Genomic DNA, 17,718 nt, shown 5'->3' on the forward strand with positions numbered 1-17,718 from the left:
AGCATGATCTTAATCGGAAAACCGGTTCCCATTTTTTGCTTCGCTGACCTTCGGTTCGGGACCGTGCTCTAAAAAGCTATGGCCGCGTCCAGCCCGGAAAGCGGCCTGACGCCGGCGAGCAGTGCCTTCGCCTCGGCCTCGTCGCGCTTCATCTGGGCGACCAGCGCGTCAAGCCCGTCGAACTTCACCTCCGAGCGCAGGTAGCCGAAGAAGGACACGGCACAAATCTCGCCGTAGAGGTCGCCGGAAAAGTCGAAGACGAAGGTCTCCAGCAATGGCGCGCCATTGTCGTCGACCGTCGGCCGGCGGCCGAAGCTGGCGACGCCATCGTGTAGCGAACCGTCGGCGCGGCGGAAGCGGACGGCATAAATCCCTTCATTGAGGGTGACTTCCGGCGAAAGCCTCATGTTTGCGGTCGGAAAGCCGAGTGTCCGGCCGAGCTGCTGGCCGCCGATCACCTCCGCCTCGACGGTGAAACGGTAGCCGAGCAAACCGGCGGCCTCGGCCACATTGCCCTCGCACAGCAGCGTGCGTATGCGGCTCGACGACACCACCTCGGCGCTTTCGTCGCGAAACGCATCCACCAGCGTGACGCCGAAGCCGTGGCGCTCGCCGGCAGCCATCAGATAGGCCGGGCCGCCCTGGCGGTCCTTGCCGAAATGGAAATCGAAGCCGGTGACGGCGTGGCTTATGCCGAGGTTGCGCTCGAGCACGCCGGTGACGAAAGCCTCCGCCGACAAGGAGGCGAACTCGCGTGTGAACGGCTGCTCGACCAGCGCCGCAAAGCCCAGATGCGACAACAGCCGCGCCTTCATCGGCGGCGGCGTCAGCACGAACAACGGCATGTCCGGCCTGAACACCTTTCGCGGATGCGGTACGAAGGTCAGCACCAGGGCGGGTACGCCTCGACGCTCCGCTTCGGCGCGCGCGCGTTCGAGCACCGCCTGGTGGCCGCGGTGGACGCCGTCGAAATTGCCGATAGCCACCACGCCGCCGCGCAGATGGGCCGGCAGCGGTGCGGTTGCGGAAATGCGTTCGAACATGGCCGTCATGGCTTGAACCTATTGCAGCCTGGGAATCACCGCGACCGGCCTGTAGCCATATTTTTCCAGGAAGGCCGCGAGCCTGGCCGGATCCGGCTGCAGCGTCTCACCGTAATCACGGGCATGGATGCCGCCCGATACGTAGAGCACGTCGAAGCCATTGTCGGCCGCGCCCTTGATGTCGGTCATCATGCCGTCGCCGATGGCCAGAACTTGCGAACGCTCGACCGGGCGGCCGAGAATGACGGCGATCTCCTTCATGGCGACATCATAGACCGGCGCGTAGGGTTTGCCGGCGATCAGCGTGCGTCCGCCAAGCTGTGCGTATTCGCGGGCCAAAGCGCCCGCGCACCAGATCATGCGTTCGCCGCGCTCGACGACGATGTCGGGATTGGCGCAAATGAAGGGCAGGTTCCTGGCACGCAGCCGCAGCAGAAGATCGGCATAATCCTCCGGCTTCTCCACCTCGTCATCGAACAGGCCAGTGCAGACCACGCCGGATGCTTCGAACTCCTCGACGAGTTCGACGTCGAGGCCCTCATAGAGCGTGAAATCCCGATCGGCGCCTATGTGGAAGATCTTTCGCGGCCCTTCCGCGATCAGGTCGCGGGTAACGTCGCCGGACGTCACGACACGGTCGTAGGCGGCGGGAGGAACGCCGATGGCGTTCATCTGCGCCACCACGTCGGCGCTGCGACGCGGCGAATTGGTGATCAGCACGACAGGTATTTTCGCCGCGCGAGCAGCGATCAGCGCGGCAGCCGCCGCCGGGAAATGCCATTCGCCGTTGTGCACCACGCCCCAGACGTCGCACAGGATGGCTGAATAGGCTCCCGACAAGTCTGCGAGCGAACCGATGATGTCGGGCGAATCCGCCATGCCGTTGTCCCTGTACCATGATGCTTGCAAGCGCCGCGACCGACGGTCCGCCGCGACCGGTTGGGATTAACCGAAGCGCTTCACCCTGTCACCAGCTTTCATAGCGCCGCAAGATTGTGGCACGGGGACGCCGGCGAGGACGCGAGGTGAAAGCTTTTCTTTTCCAGCGCCTTATCCCCTTTTTTAGAGGCTTTGCCGCGGGAAGCTCGAAGCAGCATTGCCGATTGCGGACGCGTGGTTAACAGGGATTGAAAACCCGTACCGGCCTTGAACGTATTTCAGCAATCGGAAATTTAAAAATGCGTGGCATCGTCCGGGAAAAATGGGGCGGGCGGGAATGCTGAAGGCAATAGTCGGAGAATTCCGACACGACAGACGTGGCAACTACTCGTTAATGACTGCAATCACCATTGTGCCACTGATGGCCGGTCTGGCGCTCAGTGTCGATTACGGGGAGTTGCTGCGCCAAAAGCACGAAACGCTGAACGCCCTTGATGCGGCCGGCCTCGCCGCCGCCCAGCAGATCGTTGCCGGCGCCAGCGACAACGACGTCAAGGCCTACGCCAAGACATTTTTCGAAACCAATCTCGCACGTATCGACCCGGCGAATACAGCGCTGACCGTCACGCTGCCCAACAACAATGCCGGCGGCGGCACCCTGAAGCTCTGCGCCAGCCTCACCTTCCACCCCTATTTTCTACCGGCCGCCAGCCTGCTGATCGGCGGCACGGCAAGTGACACGACCTTCACCGAATGTTCGGAACTCCGCCTCAAGAACACCCTCGAAGTCGCGCTTGTGCTGGATAATTCCGGCTCGATGAGTGATCTCGGCTCCGGCACCGGCGAGAAGCGAATAAACCTGCTGAAGTCGGCCGCCAAGCAGCTTGTCGATACGCTGGCGCTTCAGGCGCAGCAGATGAAGCAGATCACCAAACCGGTGCAGTTTTCTCTCGTGCCGTTTGCGGCCTCGGTCAATGTCGGCCCTACCCACGACCAGGACGGCTGGATGGATCAGGACGGCATGTCCCCGATCCAGCACGAGGATTTCGACTGGACGACGATGAGTGCCGCCAACAATCCGGACAAATATGCCGAGAAGCTCAACGGCGTCTGGTACAAGCGCGGCACCGGCTGGGGCGAGACCAAGGACCAGCCGCTGACGCGTTTCAGCCTCTACGCCGACATGACGGTCGAATCGGGCCGCGAAGAGGTACCCAATTCGAAGCAATATGTCTGCGACACATACAAGAAGAACGGCACCTGCCAGTACGGCCACTGGAGCGCACCGGAATATATCTACACCACAAGCCGCTATGCGAGCTGGCAAGGTTGCGTCGAAGCACGGCCATATCCCTACAATGTCGACGACACCACGCCCGATACAGCCGCGCCGGCCACGCTTTTCGTGCCGATGTTCGCCCCGGATGAGGCTGGCACTCTGTGGCTTGATTTCAACCGTGACGGCATCAACGACGTCATCAGCACGTCCTACAATTACGGCAACAACTGGTGGGCCGATTGGCCCTATGTCGCCGGTCCTACCGCTTCCCAGCGCCAGTCTGACATGCGCAAATATTTCCTGGTAAAACCATACGGTTCGCAATCCGCAGCCGCGGGCGATGGGCCGAATTCCTCCTGCACCACCAACCCGATCACGCCGTTGAAGGACGTCAGCCAGGACGCACAGAAGCAGGAAATCAAGGACGCCATCGACGCCATGGCGCCGAACGGCAACACCAACGTGCCGGAGGGACTTGCCTGGGGCTGGCGAACTGTATCGAGCAACCCACCGTTCACCGATGGTCGGCCGAACAGCGAGAGGGGCAACGACAAGGTGGTCGTGGTGCTGACCGACGGAGCCAATACCTATAGCGCCGTCAGCGACGGCAGCTACGCCAACAACAGGTCGACCTACGCCGCCTACGGCTACACTGGCCTGACCTATCCGGGATCTGGAAGCGTAACCCGCCTGTTTATGAATACCAGCACCGATATCGGCAAGACCACCTATACCGGTGCCAACTACACGGCAGCACTCGACGAGCAGATGAAAACGCTCTGCGCCAACGCAAAGAATTCGAACATTCTGGTGATGACGGTGGCGCTCGACCTGTCGCCTACGGATGCCGGCGACAAGAAGGCAATCGATGCGCTGAAGGCGTGTTCCTCGGATTCGCGCTTCCGCAAGGATCCGGCGGACCCGAGCAAGCCGGCCAAGCTGTTCTGGAATGCGACGGGCGCGACGCTGTCCGACAATTTCAAGGAAATCGCCAACGAATTGTCGAACCTGCGCATCGTCGGCTGAAGGCGATGGGATTGGCGACTAAGGCAGGGGGGCCCGGCGCGCTGGCGCAAAGGCTCCTGCCGCCATGCCCTTGCGGGTGATGGAAGCATGTGGTGAGTGTCCCCACCGGAGATGCGCTCTTGCCTGAACCCGCCAACCATCTTGCCTTCGCGCTGGTCTGCCTCGGTATGGTGCTGACGCCCGGCCCGAACATGATCTATCTGATCTCGCGCTCGCTGTCGCAAGGGCCGAAGGCCGGACTGATCTCGCTGGGCGGCGTGGCGCTCGGTTTTTTGTTCTACGTGCTGTCGGCGGCGTTCGGCATCACCGCGTTGCTGCTCGCCGTGCCCTTTGCCTATGATGTGCTGCGCCTTGCCGGCGCGCTCTATTTGCTGTGGCTCGCCTGGCAAGCGGTGAAGCCCGGTGGGCGCTCGCCCTTCCAGATCCGCGAACTGCCGAGAGACAGGCCGCGCAAGCTGTTCGCCATGGGCCTGATGACCAACCTGCTCAACCCGAAGGTGGCAGTGCTCTATCTGTCGCTGCTGCCGCAATTCATCGGCCCCGGCAAAGGCCACGTGCTGTCGCAGCTTCTGGTGCTCGGTGCCACGCAGGTCGCGATCAGCCTGACCGTCAACGCCATCATCGCGGTGACGGCCGGCTCGATCGCCATCTTCCTCGCCGGGCGGCCGCTATGGCTGGTGATCCAGCGCTGGATGATAGGCACGGTGCTGACCGCGCTGGCCGTCAAGATGGCAACCGACGCGCAACGCTGATCGGGCCTACATCGGCCGCCTGACCTGCTGTGCCCGCTCCGGTTCGACCACCCTGCGGTAGAGATGCCAGGTCGCGTGGCCAAGGATGGGCATGACGACGGCAAGCCCGGCAAATAGCGGGATCGAGCCGATGACCAGGAGTATGGCGACCATCAGGCCCCACAGCGCCATCTGCAGCGGGTTTGTCATAACTGCGCGCGCCGACGTCTCGACTGCCGAGACCGCGCCGACATCGCGGTCGAGCAGCAGCGGAAAGGCGACGACAGTCGTCGCCAGCACGATCGCGGCGAAGGCGAACCCGGCCAGGTTGCCGAGCAGGATCAGTGTCCAGCCCTTGCTGGTCGTCAGCACTTCGCGAATAAAGCCGACGATAGAGGCCGGAGGCTGATTGCCGTACAGGCTGGTGTAGATCGATTGCGCGGTGAACAGCCAGAGCAGGAACAGTACCACCAGCATGATACCGATGACTGCAATCGCGGGCAGCGCCGGCGAGTGGCGCACGTCGAGCGCATGCCACCAGGATGTATCCATGCCGAACTCGCGCCGGCGGCTGATTTCGTAAAGGCCGATAGCGGCGAACGGACCGACCAAAGCGAAGCCGGACATCAGCGGATAGATGAGTTGGATGGCGTTCGAGCCCGACGTCCACTGCGTCAGGATCAGGCCGACCACCGGATAGATCAGGCACAGGAACACATAATGCGACGGCTTGGCCCAGAAATCCTCTACGCCGAGACGGAGCGCATCGATCAGATCCTCGGTGCTGATGCGGCGCACCGTGGGCTGTACATGCATTCCACGTGCGTCCGCCATGACATGAAAGCCGGCCATAACCTTTCTCCCGTGTGTCGGAGCGGTCACCGCCAGGATGGCCGCCCGCAGCTGCCACTTCAAGAACGCCCGTATGATAGCCGATCTCGGCGTGCTTGTCGCCACCGCCCGGCGCCGGGGCGCCGGGCGGCTGAACGAGCGGATTAGGCCGCGAAGCGATTGATCACCTCGGCCAGCGGCACGTGACCGAGGCAAGCGCCGGACCCGGCGGGCTTTTCGCCAGCCTCGACAGCGAGCGCGTATCGCACGGCCGGATCGGCTTCGATGCGGCGGCGTAGCGCCGCCAGCCTGGGATAAGCGGCGCCGTCGACCGCCTGGTGGAACTCCGCCCAGCGCGCTACGCCCATCAGCGTGGTATCGGCAAGCGTCGGCCGGTCGCCGACCAGGAAATCCGTGTCGAGGATCATCGCCTCGAGCTGGTCATGGCGGTTGGTAACGACCTTGCGGCCGAAATCACGCAAGGTCGCCAGCTGCATCGGTTCGGCCGACTCCATTTCATATGCGGCCCAGAGCGGGGTGAAAGCGGCGGTGAAACCGGTGTTCACGAAAGCCATCAGCTGATGCATCCGGTCGCCCTCCGGCGAGCGAGGATCGAAGCTGATACGGCGTTGCGTATCGCGGGCTTCGAGCCAGGCGGCAATCGCCATGGTCTCGGTGAGCACCCTGCCCTCGTCCGTGATCAACACCGGTGTTTCCTGACGACCGTTGATGCTGGCATAGGCGTCGTTCTTCATCTCAGTGAGCATATCGACGCGACACAGGCGGTAGGGTTGTCCGACGCGTTCAAATGCAGCGACAAGCCCCATCGAACTTCCCAGCGGGAAGCCGTAAAGGAGAATAGGTTCCATTTCTTTGTCTCTTCCATGATTTAGGGATTACGCTGCGCAGCGAAACTTGACCCTAAACGCTGGTCGCCCCATGTAAATTACGCACTATTCTGTAACCAGGTCCCCGCCATGAAAGATGTCGTCTCACGCTGCCCGATCGAGGAGACTATGCGTGTGCTCAGCGGTCGCTGGCCCACCTTGCTGCTCTACTACCTCAAGGACGGGACCAAGCGCTTCAGCGATTTGAGGCGTGACAACCCGACAGTTTCGCACCGCATTCTGGCCCTGGAACTGCGCAAGCTGGAGGAAGCCGGGATCGTGCGGCGAACGGCGCGTACCGGCTATCCGCTTCGCGTGGATTACGACCTCACGGAGCCCGGTCTCAAACTTGTGCCACTCATCGACGCCCTGGGCGATTGGTGGGAAGATACCGAGGACGATCGGGCCGACCGGGCTACATCGACGCCGGAAACCAAACTCGTGGCGGCGGAATAGCCGACCGGCGATCACCGCGGCAAAGAACTGCCGGCGAGAGCCCAGAGCGCTCCAAGCCGTTCATACATTAGATTCCGCAAGACCAAGGCGACCGGCTATGGGGCGCGCCATTGTGGCCAGCCAAACCGGGACAAGGCACCGCCATCCGGCACCAACTCCTGTAGCATAGCTCGCCAATCCCGATCACCTGACCCGCCGTTCGATCTCGTTGCCCGATCAGATCGGCTTGACCATGCTGGCTGGCTGTCGCTTTCGATCCTGACGTGAACGAAGAGCCTACTTATCCTCTTGAAGTTTCTCCTGAGACTCTGCCATTTGATCGTCCCCAAGTTCCATATTGTGCATCGTTGCAATCAACCATTCGTCATGATCCCGCGTCGCCACTACGCTGATTAATCCGCGCCGACGCGGCCATTCGTTTCCCATCGGATCGAGCGCGCCAGTCATGGACCACCGCAGGTCGAGCGTGGCAACATCAGGGCGAACAAGCCTGTTCCGCACGCTTTCGGCGGATAGGTGGCTGTGCTTGAACATCTTCTCAAAAATTGGGGCATGGAACTGCTCGATCTTGTCACGTCCAGTCGCCTGCATCCCGAAGACGTTTGTAAATTCGGCATCTGCCGCGAATACGGCGGCAAAGGCGCGAGCATCGTGACGATTCCAAGCTTCGATCAGCCTGTGCGCGACACTTTCCACCCCTTCAGTTCGGACGTTGCCGGTAGCCATGCTGATCTCCTGTCATATAGTTCGGTTGCCATACTATATTGGCACCATATAAGTTTGAAAAGATGGATAATCAGCCCTACACGCAGTCTCTGCTTCTCTATGCTTATCAATCGTCGGCGAGCGCTTTGGTCCAGGTTCTCCGGGAGAGCGGCCATTCGGCAATCAAGCCCAAACATGGCGCTGTATTCGCCAACATCGACGCAGAAGGAACCCGACCCAGCGTCCTCGCAGAGCGTGCGGGCATTGGCAAAGCATCGATGGGTGAGTTGATCGATGAACTGGAGCGCCTCGGTTATGTTCGGCGTTCGCATGATCCGAACGACAGACGGGCCAAATTAATCGTTGCAACTGACGCGGCGCTTGCGGTGATCCGGACCGTCCACGATTTCAATCAGCGTCTCGAAGACCAATACCGAAGGCTGCTTGGTGCTCAGGCGCACGAATCGCTGCGGTCGTCACTGCAAGCGATATCCCCCAGCGAAAATTTGCAACCGAGGATACCTCGCCAGCGCTCGTGAAGCCGCAAAGGTAGGGCAAAAGAAACTCTCTGTCCGTGAAGGCCTGACTGGGTATCGAGCTCCTGGGAGTATCGAGCCCGAACAGCCGTCTGGGCGAATGCTGCCATCCGAGCAGGCCTGTTTCGATTGAGCGGTGAAATCAATCTGACAAAGTGTCATCGCGTCGAAACCATTCATCACGCATTTTCACGGCCCTGCCCGGCAAAAGCCATGATCGCGGTTATGTCAGGCGGGCATGACCGTTACGAAAATCGAAAATTACGAGGTCCAACCAAGCCTAAGCAGGCGCGTGCTGCTCAGAGCTGCCGGCCTTGGCGCCCTTGCCGGGCTCACCGCCTGCGCAACCGCCGTGCTGCCTACCGGTGAAAGCGCCGGTGTCTCTGCTTCCGCCGCCGGCACGCTGGCCGGCATCCGCGCTTCGGCGGGTCTGGGGCCGCTCGCCCCCGATGCCCGGCTCGAGCAGGCGGCGCTCCAGCAGGCCGGATATATGGCGCGCGGCGGCCGAATGAATCACACCACCGGCTGGGGCAAGGACTTTGCCTCGCGCGTCAAAGACAATGGCATTGCCGGCGCTGCCGCCGAAAATATTGCCGAAGGCCGCTTCGACCAGCAGAAGCTGTTCGATATCTGGGTGCATTCGCCAGGCCACCGCCGCAACATGCTCGACCCGCGCTTCACCCGCTTCGGCCTCGCCTATGTGCGCGACGGCCGCGACAGCACGCTTCGCTACTGGTGCCTTGTGCTCGGCAGATAATCTCCACCATTTGGACGGCGGAAGCCTGCTGGCGACCGATCCGTCAGTCTTTGCGGCCGCCGCCGAGCAATTCCTCGATCTCCTGCGCACAAACCGGCCTGCTGAAATGATAGCCCTGCATTTCGTCGCAATTGTTCCTGCGCAGGAAAGCAACCTGATCATCTGTCTCAACGCCCTCGGCGATGACCCTCAGGTTGAGATTTTGCCCCAATGAAATCACCGCGCTGGCCACAGCCTGATCGTTCTCGTCGGCGGCGAGATCCTTGATGAAGGACTTGTCGATCTTCAGCCGCGCCACGGGAAAGGTCTTGAGTGCACTGAGGCTGGAATAGCCGGTGCCGAAATCATCGATCGAGATCTGGACACCCAGGCTTTGCAGGGCGTTCATGGTGGCGACCGCCAGCTCGATATCCTGCATGATAAGGCTCTCGGTCACCTCCAGCTCGAGATACCTGGCCTCCAGGCCGCTGTCCTTCAGCGCGCTGACGATGCGATCGATCAGGTTGCGCTCCCTGAATTGCCGCGCCGACACATTCACGCAAACGGTCAAGGGCGGCAGTCCTGCGTCTTGCCAGGCTTTGTTCTGCCGGCACGCCTCATGCAGAACCCAGTCGCCGATCGGTACGATCAGACCTGTCTCCTCGGCGGTCGGGATGAACATCGTCGGCATTACCGTGCCAAGCGTTGGGTGGTTCCAGCGTATCAGCGCCTCGACCGCAAAAACCCGACCTGACCGAAGGTCCACCTGCGGTTGGTAGAGCAGCGTGAATTCCGAACGCGCCAAGGCGTTTCGCAACTCTTCCTGAAGCACGAATTTTTCATGCGCCCTGGTGTTGAACTCCGGAGCGTAAAACTGGAAATTATCGCGGCCGAACTCCTTGGCGCGATACATGGCCGCGTCGGCATTTGCCAGCAGCGTATCGGGATCCGTCCCATCCTTGGGATAGTTGGCAATGCCGATGCTGGCCGTCGCCCGCACAAGATGCGCTCCGAGCCGAACCGGTTCGGCGAGTGCAGCCCTGAGCTTTTGCAAGGTCTCGGAAACGAGATCGACGTTCGCCGGCTGGTCGAAAAGCACGACGACGAATTCGTCGCCGCCAAGCCGCACGACGGTATCGGTCGCCCGGACGCAGTCGACCATGCGACTTGCGACGGTCTTCAGAAGCTCGTCGCCGGCATTGTGGCCGAGCGTGTCGTTGACGAATTTGAAATTGTCCAGATCAATGAACACCACCGTCACCCAGCGATCGTATCGCTGGGCGTACAAGACCGCCTGTGAAAGCCGGTCCTCCAACAAGGCGCGATTGGGAAGCCCGGTCAGCACGTCATGATTGGCCATGAAGTGGATCCGGTCTTCGGCCTGTTTGCGTTCGATGGCGATCCCGGCGATGCGCGTGGTGAAATCGATGAGGCGAGTCTCGGCCTTGGTCGGTTCGCGCACCGTCATAGAATACATCGCAAAGACGCCGAGCACGGCGCCCTGATGCGACAGGATCGGCGTCGACCAGCATGAACGCAAACCGTGTGGCCGCGCGAGTTCGCGATAGTCCTGCCAAAGCGGATCCTGCATGATGTCAGCGACAATCACCGGCTCGCGCCGATAGACTGCGGTACCGCAAGACCCTGCCCTTGGGCCTACCGCGGCGCCGTCGACGGCGTCGGTGTAGTCTCTCGCCAGGCTCGGCGCGGCGGCGTGGCGCAAGTGGCTGCCATCCTTGTCGAGCAGCAAGACCGAACCGAATATCCCCGCCAGTTGGGACTCGACCAGACGCATGAGCCGCTCGAGCACGTCTTCGAGGGGAGCGCTCTTTGCGATCATCTCGAGGATATGCGCCTGCCCGTCGCGAAGGATTTCGGCCTGCTTGCGCGCAGTGATGTCACGGGCAATGCCGACGAGGCCGAAAATGTTGTTCTGAACGTTGCGCAACGGGAGTTTCGTAGACAGGAACCATTTGCCGGTGCCTGACGCATCGACGACGAACTCCTCCTCGTCGATCATCGGTTGTCCGTCGCGCATCAGTTGCTGCTCGATGAGGCGAAATTTCTGCGCAAGATCCGGCGCGTGAAGGTCGAAGTCGCTCAGACCGATCATGTCGCTCGTGCTGTCTCGACCGCTGTCGGACGCAATGGCTCGGTTGGCGACGACGAAGCGGCTTTCGGTGTCCTTCACCCACATGTAGTCAGGCACCAGGTCGATGAGCGTCTGCAAGGAGATACGCTCGTCGACGACCAAGCGGTTGGCGCTGAGCTCGCTGATGTCCTCATGCGTGGCCACCCAGCCGCCGTCAGGCATCGGCTGATGGCAGACCTGAATTGTCCGGCCATCGGCGAGCTCGGCTGTCCAGTTCCCCGAAGCCGTGCCCGAATTGACTGCCCGGGCCAACGCCAGATAAGCGTCCGCATTCATTGCCGAGGTTCCGACAGCGACGCGCCGCTCGACGATTTCGCGCAGCGCCGCACCCGGCTGCAATTGCTCCGGGGCAAGGCGATAGATTTCCGCGTAGCGTCGATTGCACAGGATCAGCCGTTCACCGGCATCAAAGAAACAGATGCCTTGCGAGATGTTCTCTATCGCGGTCTGGAACCGCAGTGCCTGGTCCTGAAGTGCCGCAATCGTGGCGCGAAGCTCGCACTCGAGGGCCTCATATGAGGCAGTCGCCAGTTGTGCCAGCGTCGTCAAATTTGCGGATTCGGGCGCGTCGGCGGTTTGCCTGGATGACTTCGTGGCCAAACACAATTCCTCCCGCTGATGCTTGAGGCAAGCAAAGGAGGCTCGCCTTCAACCCAAAAGCGACTGCATATTGGTCCGGATATACTAATGGCAGGTGAACCTGGCTCAACGCCGACGCGACCGGCACGGCAACGGAAACCGTGGCCGGTCGCGGTTGCCGTAAGCCCTGAGGCTTAGTCCATATGCGCGGCAGGCGCCCCACCGGCGGGCGGCGCAGCCTTTGGCTTGCGCAGCAGGAAAACAAACGGGACAGCAAGCAGCGTCATCATCATCAGCAGCTTGAAGTCATTGACGTAGGAGATCATCATCGCCTGGATATTGACCATGCGATCCATCAGCGACAGCGCCGTCGGATCGCCGCCCGCCGCTGCCGGCGATGCCGCCCAGAGGTTGGGATTGAACGGATTGATATAGGCCGAGAGCTCGGCGTGGTTGATCTGCGTGTTGCGTACCAGCAGAACCGTCACCACCGATACGCCGATCGACGAGCCAAGATTGCGCACCAGGCTGAACAGCGCCGTTGCATCGGTGCGGAAACGTGCGTCGAGCGTGGCGAAAGCCACGGTGGACAGCGGCACGAACACCATTCCCATTCCAAGGCCCTGGATGACGCCGGAGCTGAGGATAAGCCAGTTGTCCATCTGCGGCGAAAAGCTCGACATCGTGTAGAGCGATTGCGCGGTCAGCAGGAAGCCGATGACGACGAGGATCCTGGCATCGATCCTGTGCATGATCCGCCCGACGAACAGCATCGCGATCATCGTGCCGACACCGCGCGGCCCCAGGACGACGCCGATGGTGAGGGTCGGATAGCCGAAGATGGTCGACAGCATTGGCGGCAGCAGCGACATGCTCGCCAGGATGAGCACGCCCATGACAAAGATGAACGCCAGCCCGGTGACGAAATTGCGATCGAGGAAGATCTTGGGGTCGATAAAGGGGTGCTCCGCCGTCAACGTATGTATGGTGAATACCCAGAAGCCGGTGATGGAAAGACCAAGCTCGATCCATATCTCGATCGAGGAAAACCAGTCGACCTCGCCGCCGCGATCGAGCATCAGCTGCAGCGCGCCGACACCGAGCGAGAGCATGGTGAAGCCGAAGAAATCGAAGCTGCGCACCCGCCGGGCGACGCTGGGAAGATATGCCGCCATGCCAAGGAAGGCGATGATGCCGACCGGCAGGTTGATGAAGAACACCCAGCGCCAATTGAAATTCTCGGTCAGCCAGCCACCCAGCGTCGGGCCAAGGATTGGTCCCAGCATGATGCCGGCGCCCCAGATCGCCATGGCCTGGCCGTGGCGTTCCCTAGGGTTGATGTCGAGTAGGAAGGTCTGTGACAGCGGCACGATGGCCGCGCCGAACACGCCTTGCATGAGCCGGAACAAAACGATGGTCTCAAGGCTCCAGGCGATGCCGCACAGCATTGAAAAGACGGTGAAACCGACCACGGCCGTCAGGAACAGCTCCTTGCGGCCGAAGCGGTCGGCAAGCCAGCCGGTCACCGGCGTCATGATCGCCGCGGCAACGATGTAGGAGGTCAGCACCCAGTTGATGTTGTCGGGGGAGGCGCCGAGATCGCCGGTCATGGTCGGCAGCGCAACGTTGGCGATCGTCGTGTCGAGCGCCTGCATGATCGTCGCAAGCATGAGCGCAACTGTGATCAGGCCGCGGTGCGGTACTTCGCGAAAGGGTTCTGGGCTGCTCATGACGTAAAACTTCCAGCAGGTAACAAAAACGTGTACATTAGGTTTCCGGACGGCGAGGCCCCGCTGTAGAGAGACCCTCATCGCGGTGGGACGCGAGCATCGATGTGGGGGTTACATCGACTGAGCGTCTCGACAAAGCGGGCGCCTGCCGCCCGGAAACCTGAGGACCGAAGATCCTGCGCGGCGTTGTCTGCTCAGGCAGGCTACAGCGCAGCCCGTCCACGCATTCAACTTTTCCCGCGCCTCCCTCGGACCAATCCTGCATCCATCTCGCTGTTTGCTATGCGGCCGCTACCAGGCCTCTTTACCTGGCCTCGCCTGCCGTGGCGCGGCGGAAAATGCTCGGCAGCCCGCGGGAAACGCCGGTGTCCACCGTGACGGTCGCGCTCATGCCGGTGCGCAGCGCCGCCTTGGCGTCGGCATCGGTCAATTCCAGGCGGACCGGAATGCGCTGCGTGACCTTGACCCAGTTGCCGGTAGCGTTCTGCGCGGGCAGCAGCGAGAACTCGGCGCCGGTGCCGGCGCCGATCGCCTTGACGGTGGCTTCGAACGTCTTGCCCGGATAAGTATCGACCATGATTTCGGCCTTCTGGCCGGGTTTCATGTTGGTGAGCTGGGTTTCCTTGAAATTGGCGTCGACCCAGGTGTCGCCGGTCTCGACCAGCGAAAACAGCGGCGTGCCCGAACCGACATACTGGCCGACCTTGAACGAAGCGGCCTGGCTGATGATGCCGTCGGCGGGTGCCTTGACCGTGGTCTGGACCAGATCGTAGGCCGCCTTGTCGCGTGCGGCGAGCGCCGCCATTACCGTTGGATGCTTGTCGGTCTCGATGTCGGGATTGCCGCCAAGTGCCGCCTTGGCGCTGACGATCCCTTGCTGGGCCACGGCCAGCTGCTGCTTCGCCTTGTCGAGGTCGTTCTTGGCTTCGTCCAGAGACGACTTGGCGTTGATGCCCTTCTGGGCAAGGTCGGCGGCGCGGTCATATTGCGACTGCGCGTACTGGACCTGGCTTTCGTCGGACTTCTCCTGCGCCAGCGCCTGGCTGTAGGCCGCACGCAACTGCTCGACATTGAGCCGTGCGCCGGCCACCGCCGCGTCGGCCTGGGCCAATGCGATCCGGTAGGGCTCGGGATCGATAGCGAACAACACGTCGCCCTGCTTGACAGACTGGTTGTCGAAAATGTCGACCTGAACGATGCGGCCCGCCGTATCGGCGGCTATCGACACCTTGGCCTGCTGCAGATTGGCGTTCTCGGTCTCCTGATAGCGGCCGCCGGTCACCCAGACATAGCTGCCGCCGGCGATCAACGCAGCGGGCAGCACAAACATCAAAAGGAAGCGGCCGGCACGGCGCTTCTGCTTCGGCGCCACCGGCGCCGGAGCTATCTGCGGAGCGACCGTTACCGGAGCTGCCGCCGGCTTCGCGGGAGCTTCCATCTCCAGCTTGGCCGCATTCTCATCTAGTTTGGCTACCGCGTTCATGCTGCTGTGCCTTCCGTATTCTTCACTTTTTCCGAGGGCGGCGCCTCACCATCTGCAAGATTCTGCACCATTGTCTCCAGCGCCCTGACCAGGACGCGGCGATCTTCCGGCGAAACGCCAACGAGCGATTCCTCATAGACCTCGCCGGCAAGGCTCTTGACGTGGGTGTAAGCCGCGTTTGCCTTGGCGGTCGGGAAAATCATGCGCACTCGCCTGTCGGTTGCGTCGGGACGGCGCTCGATCCAGCCGCCCTCCTCCATGCGATCGACAAGACGCGAGACGCTGATCGGCTCGATTTCGAGAAGCTCGGCAAGCCGCGCCTGCGCGACACCCGCCTCCTTGGCGACGCGGACCAGAAGCCGCCATTGCGCCGAAGAAAGGCCGAAACCACTGGCGCGCGCTTCGAAGCGCTTGCGCATCAGGCGCTGTACGTCGTGGATCAAAAAGCCCAATCTGTCGATGCCGTCGGAAACCATGAGCGACATATATAATAAGCGTGCTCATAATTCAAGGAGCCGGATTGTGCCAGAAGCCGGCGAGTGTGCATGGCAGTCGGTGCAGGGCGATCGTAGTTAGCAATTTATTACGCCGGGCGCTTGTAACGCGAAGCGATGCGGTTCTCGAGCGGCGCCCCAGATGAGCTGAGCCTGGATGCAGCGCTTGTGACGGCGCCCTCGGGCGAACGCTTCTTCAGCATATCGGCGTGCTACATCGGCCCCCTCGACGAAGGCCAGCAAATCATTCAACCTCTGAGAGAGTATGGCACGCCAGTTGAGCGCCGGATTGCTCCTGTCCCCTGGTCCTGCAGCAGGTTGGCGGCGCCATCTCGCGAGTACCGATGGACGGAACGCCCTACGCCAACAGAGATGCACTTTACGATTGCTTCCCGATATCGATCTGGGACAATCCGTCTGACGACGAAACGCACATCCGATGGGCGCGCGACCTGTGGAATGCAATGAGACCGTTCTCGACCGGCGGCGTCTATGCGAATAATCTCGGCGAAGAGGGCACTGATCGGGTTCTGGCGGCTTACGGCGAGAATTATCCGAGGTTGGCCGCACTAAAGAACAAGTATGATCCCACCAATTTCTTTCGCTTGAACCAAAACATTAAGCCTGCGACCTGAGCGACCGCCCCGGGCCGATGCTCGAAATTCTGCGGCGCTGCTACAGCTCCAAATTCCAGTTCTGGCCGACCAGATCCTTGCCGAAGGAATGGTGGCGCTCCTCGTTGGTCAATTTAAAGCCCGCAGCCTCATAGATGTGGCGAGCGGCGGCGAGCACGCCGTTGGTCCACAGCGTCAGTGTCGTGTAACCCGTGGCGCGGCAAAAGCCGATACATTCCTCGACCAGCCGCTTGCCGATGCCGAGGCCGCGCGCCGACGGCTCGACATAGAGCAGGCGCAACTTCGCCACCGCGTCCGACTGGCGCACGACGAAGACCGAGCCGACGACCTCGCCTTGCCGCTCGGCGATCCAGCTGCGTTCCCATTTCGGATCGAAGGATTTGACGAATGCGCCGAGGATTTCGGCGACCAGCGCTTCATAGGTTTCGTCCCAGCCATATTCCTGCGCGTAGAGCAGGCCCTGGCGATGGATAATCCAGCCGATGTCGCCGATTTGCAGAGGCCGCAGCATATAGGGAATTTTGGGCTCGGTGCTTCCGCCCAGCAGACGCTGCACCATCTGCATGGCCCTGACCAGCCTGTCCTGTTCGGCAACCGAAAGTCGGTCGAGCAATGCCGCGACCTGGTCGTGCGAACCCTGGTTCAGCGGCGCGAAGGCCTGCCGCCCGGCCTTGGTCAGCGCGATCGATGAGCGCCGCGCATCCGCCTCGATCGTGGCGCGCTCGACCAGATCACGCTCCTCGAACTTCTTCAGCAGCCGGCTGAGATAACCGGCATCGAGGCCGAGATCGCGCGCAAGGTCGGTGGCGGTCAGGCCATCGCGATGCGCCAGCTCATAGAGCACCCGCGCCTCGGTCAGCGAGAAGGTGCTTTTCAGCAGCCCTTCGTCGAGCAGCCCGATCTGGCGGGTGTAGAAGCGGTTGAAGGCCCGCACCGCGTCGATCAGTTCCTTGCCTGGGTGATGATGAATGGTCATGGCATCCTCCTCCCCGCAAGATCAGCGATTTAGTTGACTTGGTCAAGTATCCGTTTGAAGCAATTGTTCCTGATGATGCCCACCGGGCGCCTTGACTCGCGCGAGTTGCCAGCCTATTTCAGCGCCACGTTAGCACTCCCCCAAGATGAGTGCTAACCACATGTCCGGCGCCGCCGGACGGAGGAACTGTTCTCACCATTCTCATCGAGGAATAAAAAATGGCAAAGTCGAAGTTCCGCCCGCTTCATGACCGCGTGGTCGTTCGTCGGGTCGAATCCGAATCCAAGACCGCGGGCGGGATCATCATCCCCGATACGGCTAAGGAAAAGCCGCAGGAAGGCGAGATCATCGCCGTCGGTTCCGGCGCCCGCGACGAAGCCGGCAAGCTCGTCCCGCTGGACGTCAAGGCCGGCGACCGCATCCTGTTCGGCAAGTGGTCGGGCACCGAAGTCAAGCTCAATGGCGAAGACCTTCTGATCATGAAGGAATCCGACATCATGGGCATCATCGGCTGAATATCGGCCTCACCCTCGTTTAAATCTTCGGGCTCAATCCAAGCC

17 protein-coding genes are annotated in these 17,718 nt (G+C 61.6%); 7 read left to right on the forward strand and 10 right to left on the reverse strand.

What is annotated here, in order from left to right; genetic code table 11:
- Window positions 1–68: 68 nt before the first annotated feature.
- The gene (locus NKI39_RS11010; RefSeq protein ID WP_352569769.1) at window positions 69–1,052 is read right to left on the reverse strand and encodes a bifunctional riboflavin kinase/FAD synthetase; all 984 of its coding nucleotides are present in this window, start codon (window positions 1,050–1,052) and stop codon (window positions 69–71) included.
- Window positions 1,053–1,061: 9 nt separating this feature from the next.
- A complete protein-coding gene (locus NKI39_RS11015; RefSeq protein WP_352503369.1) occupies window positions 1,062–1,922 on the reverse strand; it encodes a TIGR01459 family HAD-type hydrolase in 861 nt (286 codons plus the stop codon).
- Between the two features lie 337 nt (window positions 1,923–2,259).
- Here NKI39_RS11015 and NKI39_RS11020 point away from each other — a divergent pair, with 337 nt between their 5' ends.
- Window positions 2,260–4,227 (forward strand): pilus assembly protein TadG-related protein, encoded by a 1,968-nt coding sequence (locus NKI39_RS11020; RefSeq protein ID WP_502898559.1) that lies wholly within the window; start codon window positions 2,260–2,262, stop codon window positions 4,225–4,227.
- Window positions 4,228–4,346: 119 nt separating this feature from the next.
- A complete protein-coding gene (locus tag NKI39_RS11025; RefSeq protein ID WP_352831795.1) occupies window positions 4,347–4,979 on the forward strand; it encodes a LysE family translocator in 633 nt (210 codons plus the stop codon).
- Between the two features lie 6 nt (window positions 4,980–4,985).
- Here NKI39_RS11025 and NKI39_RS11030 read toward each other — a convergent pair whose 3' ends face one another.
- Together NKI39_RS11030 and NKI39_RS11035 are read right to left on the reverse strand one after the other, a co-directional pair.
- Window positions 4,986–5,810, reverse strand: a complete 825-nt coding sequence (locus NKI39_RS11030; RefSeq protein ID WP_352831797.1) for a DUF2189 domain-containing protein — start codon at window positions 5,808–5,810, stop codon at window positions 4,986–4,988.
- A 143-nt stretch (window positions 5,811–5,953) separates the two neighbouring features.
- Complete coding sequence (locus tag NKI39_RS11035; RefSeq protein WP_352831799.1) at window positions 5,954–6,658, reverse strand: glutathione S-transferase family protein; 705 nt, start codon at window positions 6,656–6,658, stop codon at window positions 5,954–5,956.
- A gap of 108 nt (window positions 6,659–6,766) precedes the next feature.
- Between NKI39_RS11035 and NKI39_RS11040 the strand changes: the two genes are divergently transcribed.
- The gene (locus NKI39_RS11040) at window positions 6,767–7,132 is read left to right on the forward strand and encodes a winged helix-turn-helix transcriptional regulator (protein WP_352474516.1); all 366 of its coding nucleotides are present in this window, start codon (window positions 6,767–6,769) and stop codon (window positions 7,130–7,132) included.
- A 276-nt stretch (window positions 7,133–7,408) separates the two neighbouring features.
- Here NKI39_RS11040 and NKI39_RS11045 read toward each other — a convergent pair whose 3' ends face one another.
- The gene (locus NKI39_RS11045) at window positions 7,409–7,858 is read right to left on the reverse strand and encodes an SgcJ/EcaC family oxidoreductase (protein WP_352831800.1); all 450 of its coding nucleotides are present in this window, start codon (window positions 7,856–7,858) and stop codon (window positions 7,409–7,411) included.
- 62 nt (window positions 7,859–7,920) lie between these two features.
- On the opposite strand from NKI39_RS11045, the gene NKI39_RS11050 reads away from it, so the two are divergent.
- Both NKI39_RS11050 and NKI39_RS11055 read left to right on the forward strand, forming a co-directional pair.
- Window positions 7,921–8,376, forward strand: a complete 456-nt coding sequence (locus NKI39_RS11050) for a MarR family winged helix-turn-helix transcriptional regulator (protein ID WP_352831801.1) — start codon at window positions 7,921–7,923, stop codon at window positions 8,374–8,376.
- 235 nt (window positions 8,377–8,611) lie between these two features.
- The gene (locus tag NKI39_RS11055) at window positions 8,612–9,130 is read left to right on the forward strand and encodes a CAP domain-containing protein (protein ID WP_352541602.1); all 519 of its coding nucleotides are present in this window, start codon (window positions 8,612–8,614) and stop codon (window positions 9,128–9,130) included.
- A 43-nt stretch (window positions 9,131–9,173) separates the two neighbouring features.
- On the opposite strand, the gene NKI39_RS11060 is transcribed toward NKI39_RS11055, so the two are convergent.
- The 4 genes from NKI39_RS11060 to NKI39_RS11075 form a co-directional block, all read right to left on the reverse strand.
- On the reverse strand, window positions 9,174–11,861 hold the full coding sequence (locus NKI39_RS11060) for an EAL domain-containing protein (RefSeq protein ID WP_352831803.1): 2,688 nt from the start codon (window positions 11,859–11,861) through the stop codon (window positions 9,174–9,176).
- 173 nt (window positions 11,862–12,034) lie between these two features.
- On the reverse strand, window positions 12,035–13,570 hold the full coding sequence (locus NKI39_RS11065; RefSeq protein ID WP_023674328.1) for a DHA2 family efflux MFS transporter permease subunit: 1,536 nt from the start codon (window positions 13,568–13,570) through the stop codon (window positions 12,035–12,037).
- 304 nt (window positions 13,571–13,874) lie between these two features.
- Window positions 13,875–15,053, reverse strand: coding sequence for an HlyD family secretion protein (locus NKI39_RS11070; RefSeq protein WP_352474507.1), 1,179 nt, complete (start codon window positions 15,051–15,053; stop codon window positions 13,875–13,877).
- Window positions 15,050–15,529, reverse strand: coding sequence for a MarR family winged helix-turn-helix transcriptional regulator (locus tag NKI39_RS11075; RefSeq protein WP_352474535.1), 480 nt, complete (start codon window positions 15,527–15,529; stop codon window positions 15,050–15,052). The genes NKI39_RS11070 and NKI39_RS11075 overlap by 4 nt, the downstream gene beginning before the upstream one ends.
- A gap of 362 nt (window positions 15,530–15,891) precedes the next feature.
- Here NKI39_RS11075 and NKI39_RS11080 point away from each other — a divergent pair, with 362 nt between their 5' ends.
- On the forward strand, window positions 15,892–16,182 hold the full coding sequence (locus NKI39_RS11080; protein ID WP_352831805.1) for a BBE domain-containing protein: 291 nt from the start codon (window positions 15,892–15,894) through the stop codon (window positions 16,180–16,182).
- 40 nt (window positions 16,183–16,222) lie between these two features.
- Here the strand turns inward: NKI39_RS11080 and NKI39_RS11085 are convergent, their stop codons facing one another.
- Entirely contained in the window at window positions 16,223–17,158 is a 936-nt protein-coding gene (locus tag NKI39_RS11085; RefSeq protein ID WP_352831807.1) for a bifunctional helix-turn-helix transcriptional regulator/GNAT family N-acetyltransferase, read from the reverse strand.
- A 218-nt stretch (window positions 17,159–17,376) separates the two neighbouring features.
- Between NKI39_RS11085 and groES the strand changes: the two genes are divergently transcribed.
- Window positions 17,377–17,673: a co-chaperone GroES gene (gene groES, locus NKI39_RS11090; RefSeq protein WP_006203049.1), complete on the forward strand. Its 297-nt coding sequence runs from the start codon at window positions 17,377–17,379 to the stop codon at window positions 17,671–17,673.
- The last annotated feature ends 45 nt before the right edge of the window (window positions 17,674–17,718 follow it).

It is taken from the genome of Mesorhizobium sp. M0664, assembly GCF_040320565.1.
Lineage (GTDB): Bacteria > Pseudomonadota > Alphaproteobacteria > Rhizobiales > Rhizobiaceae > Mesorhizobium.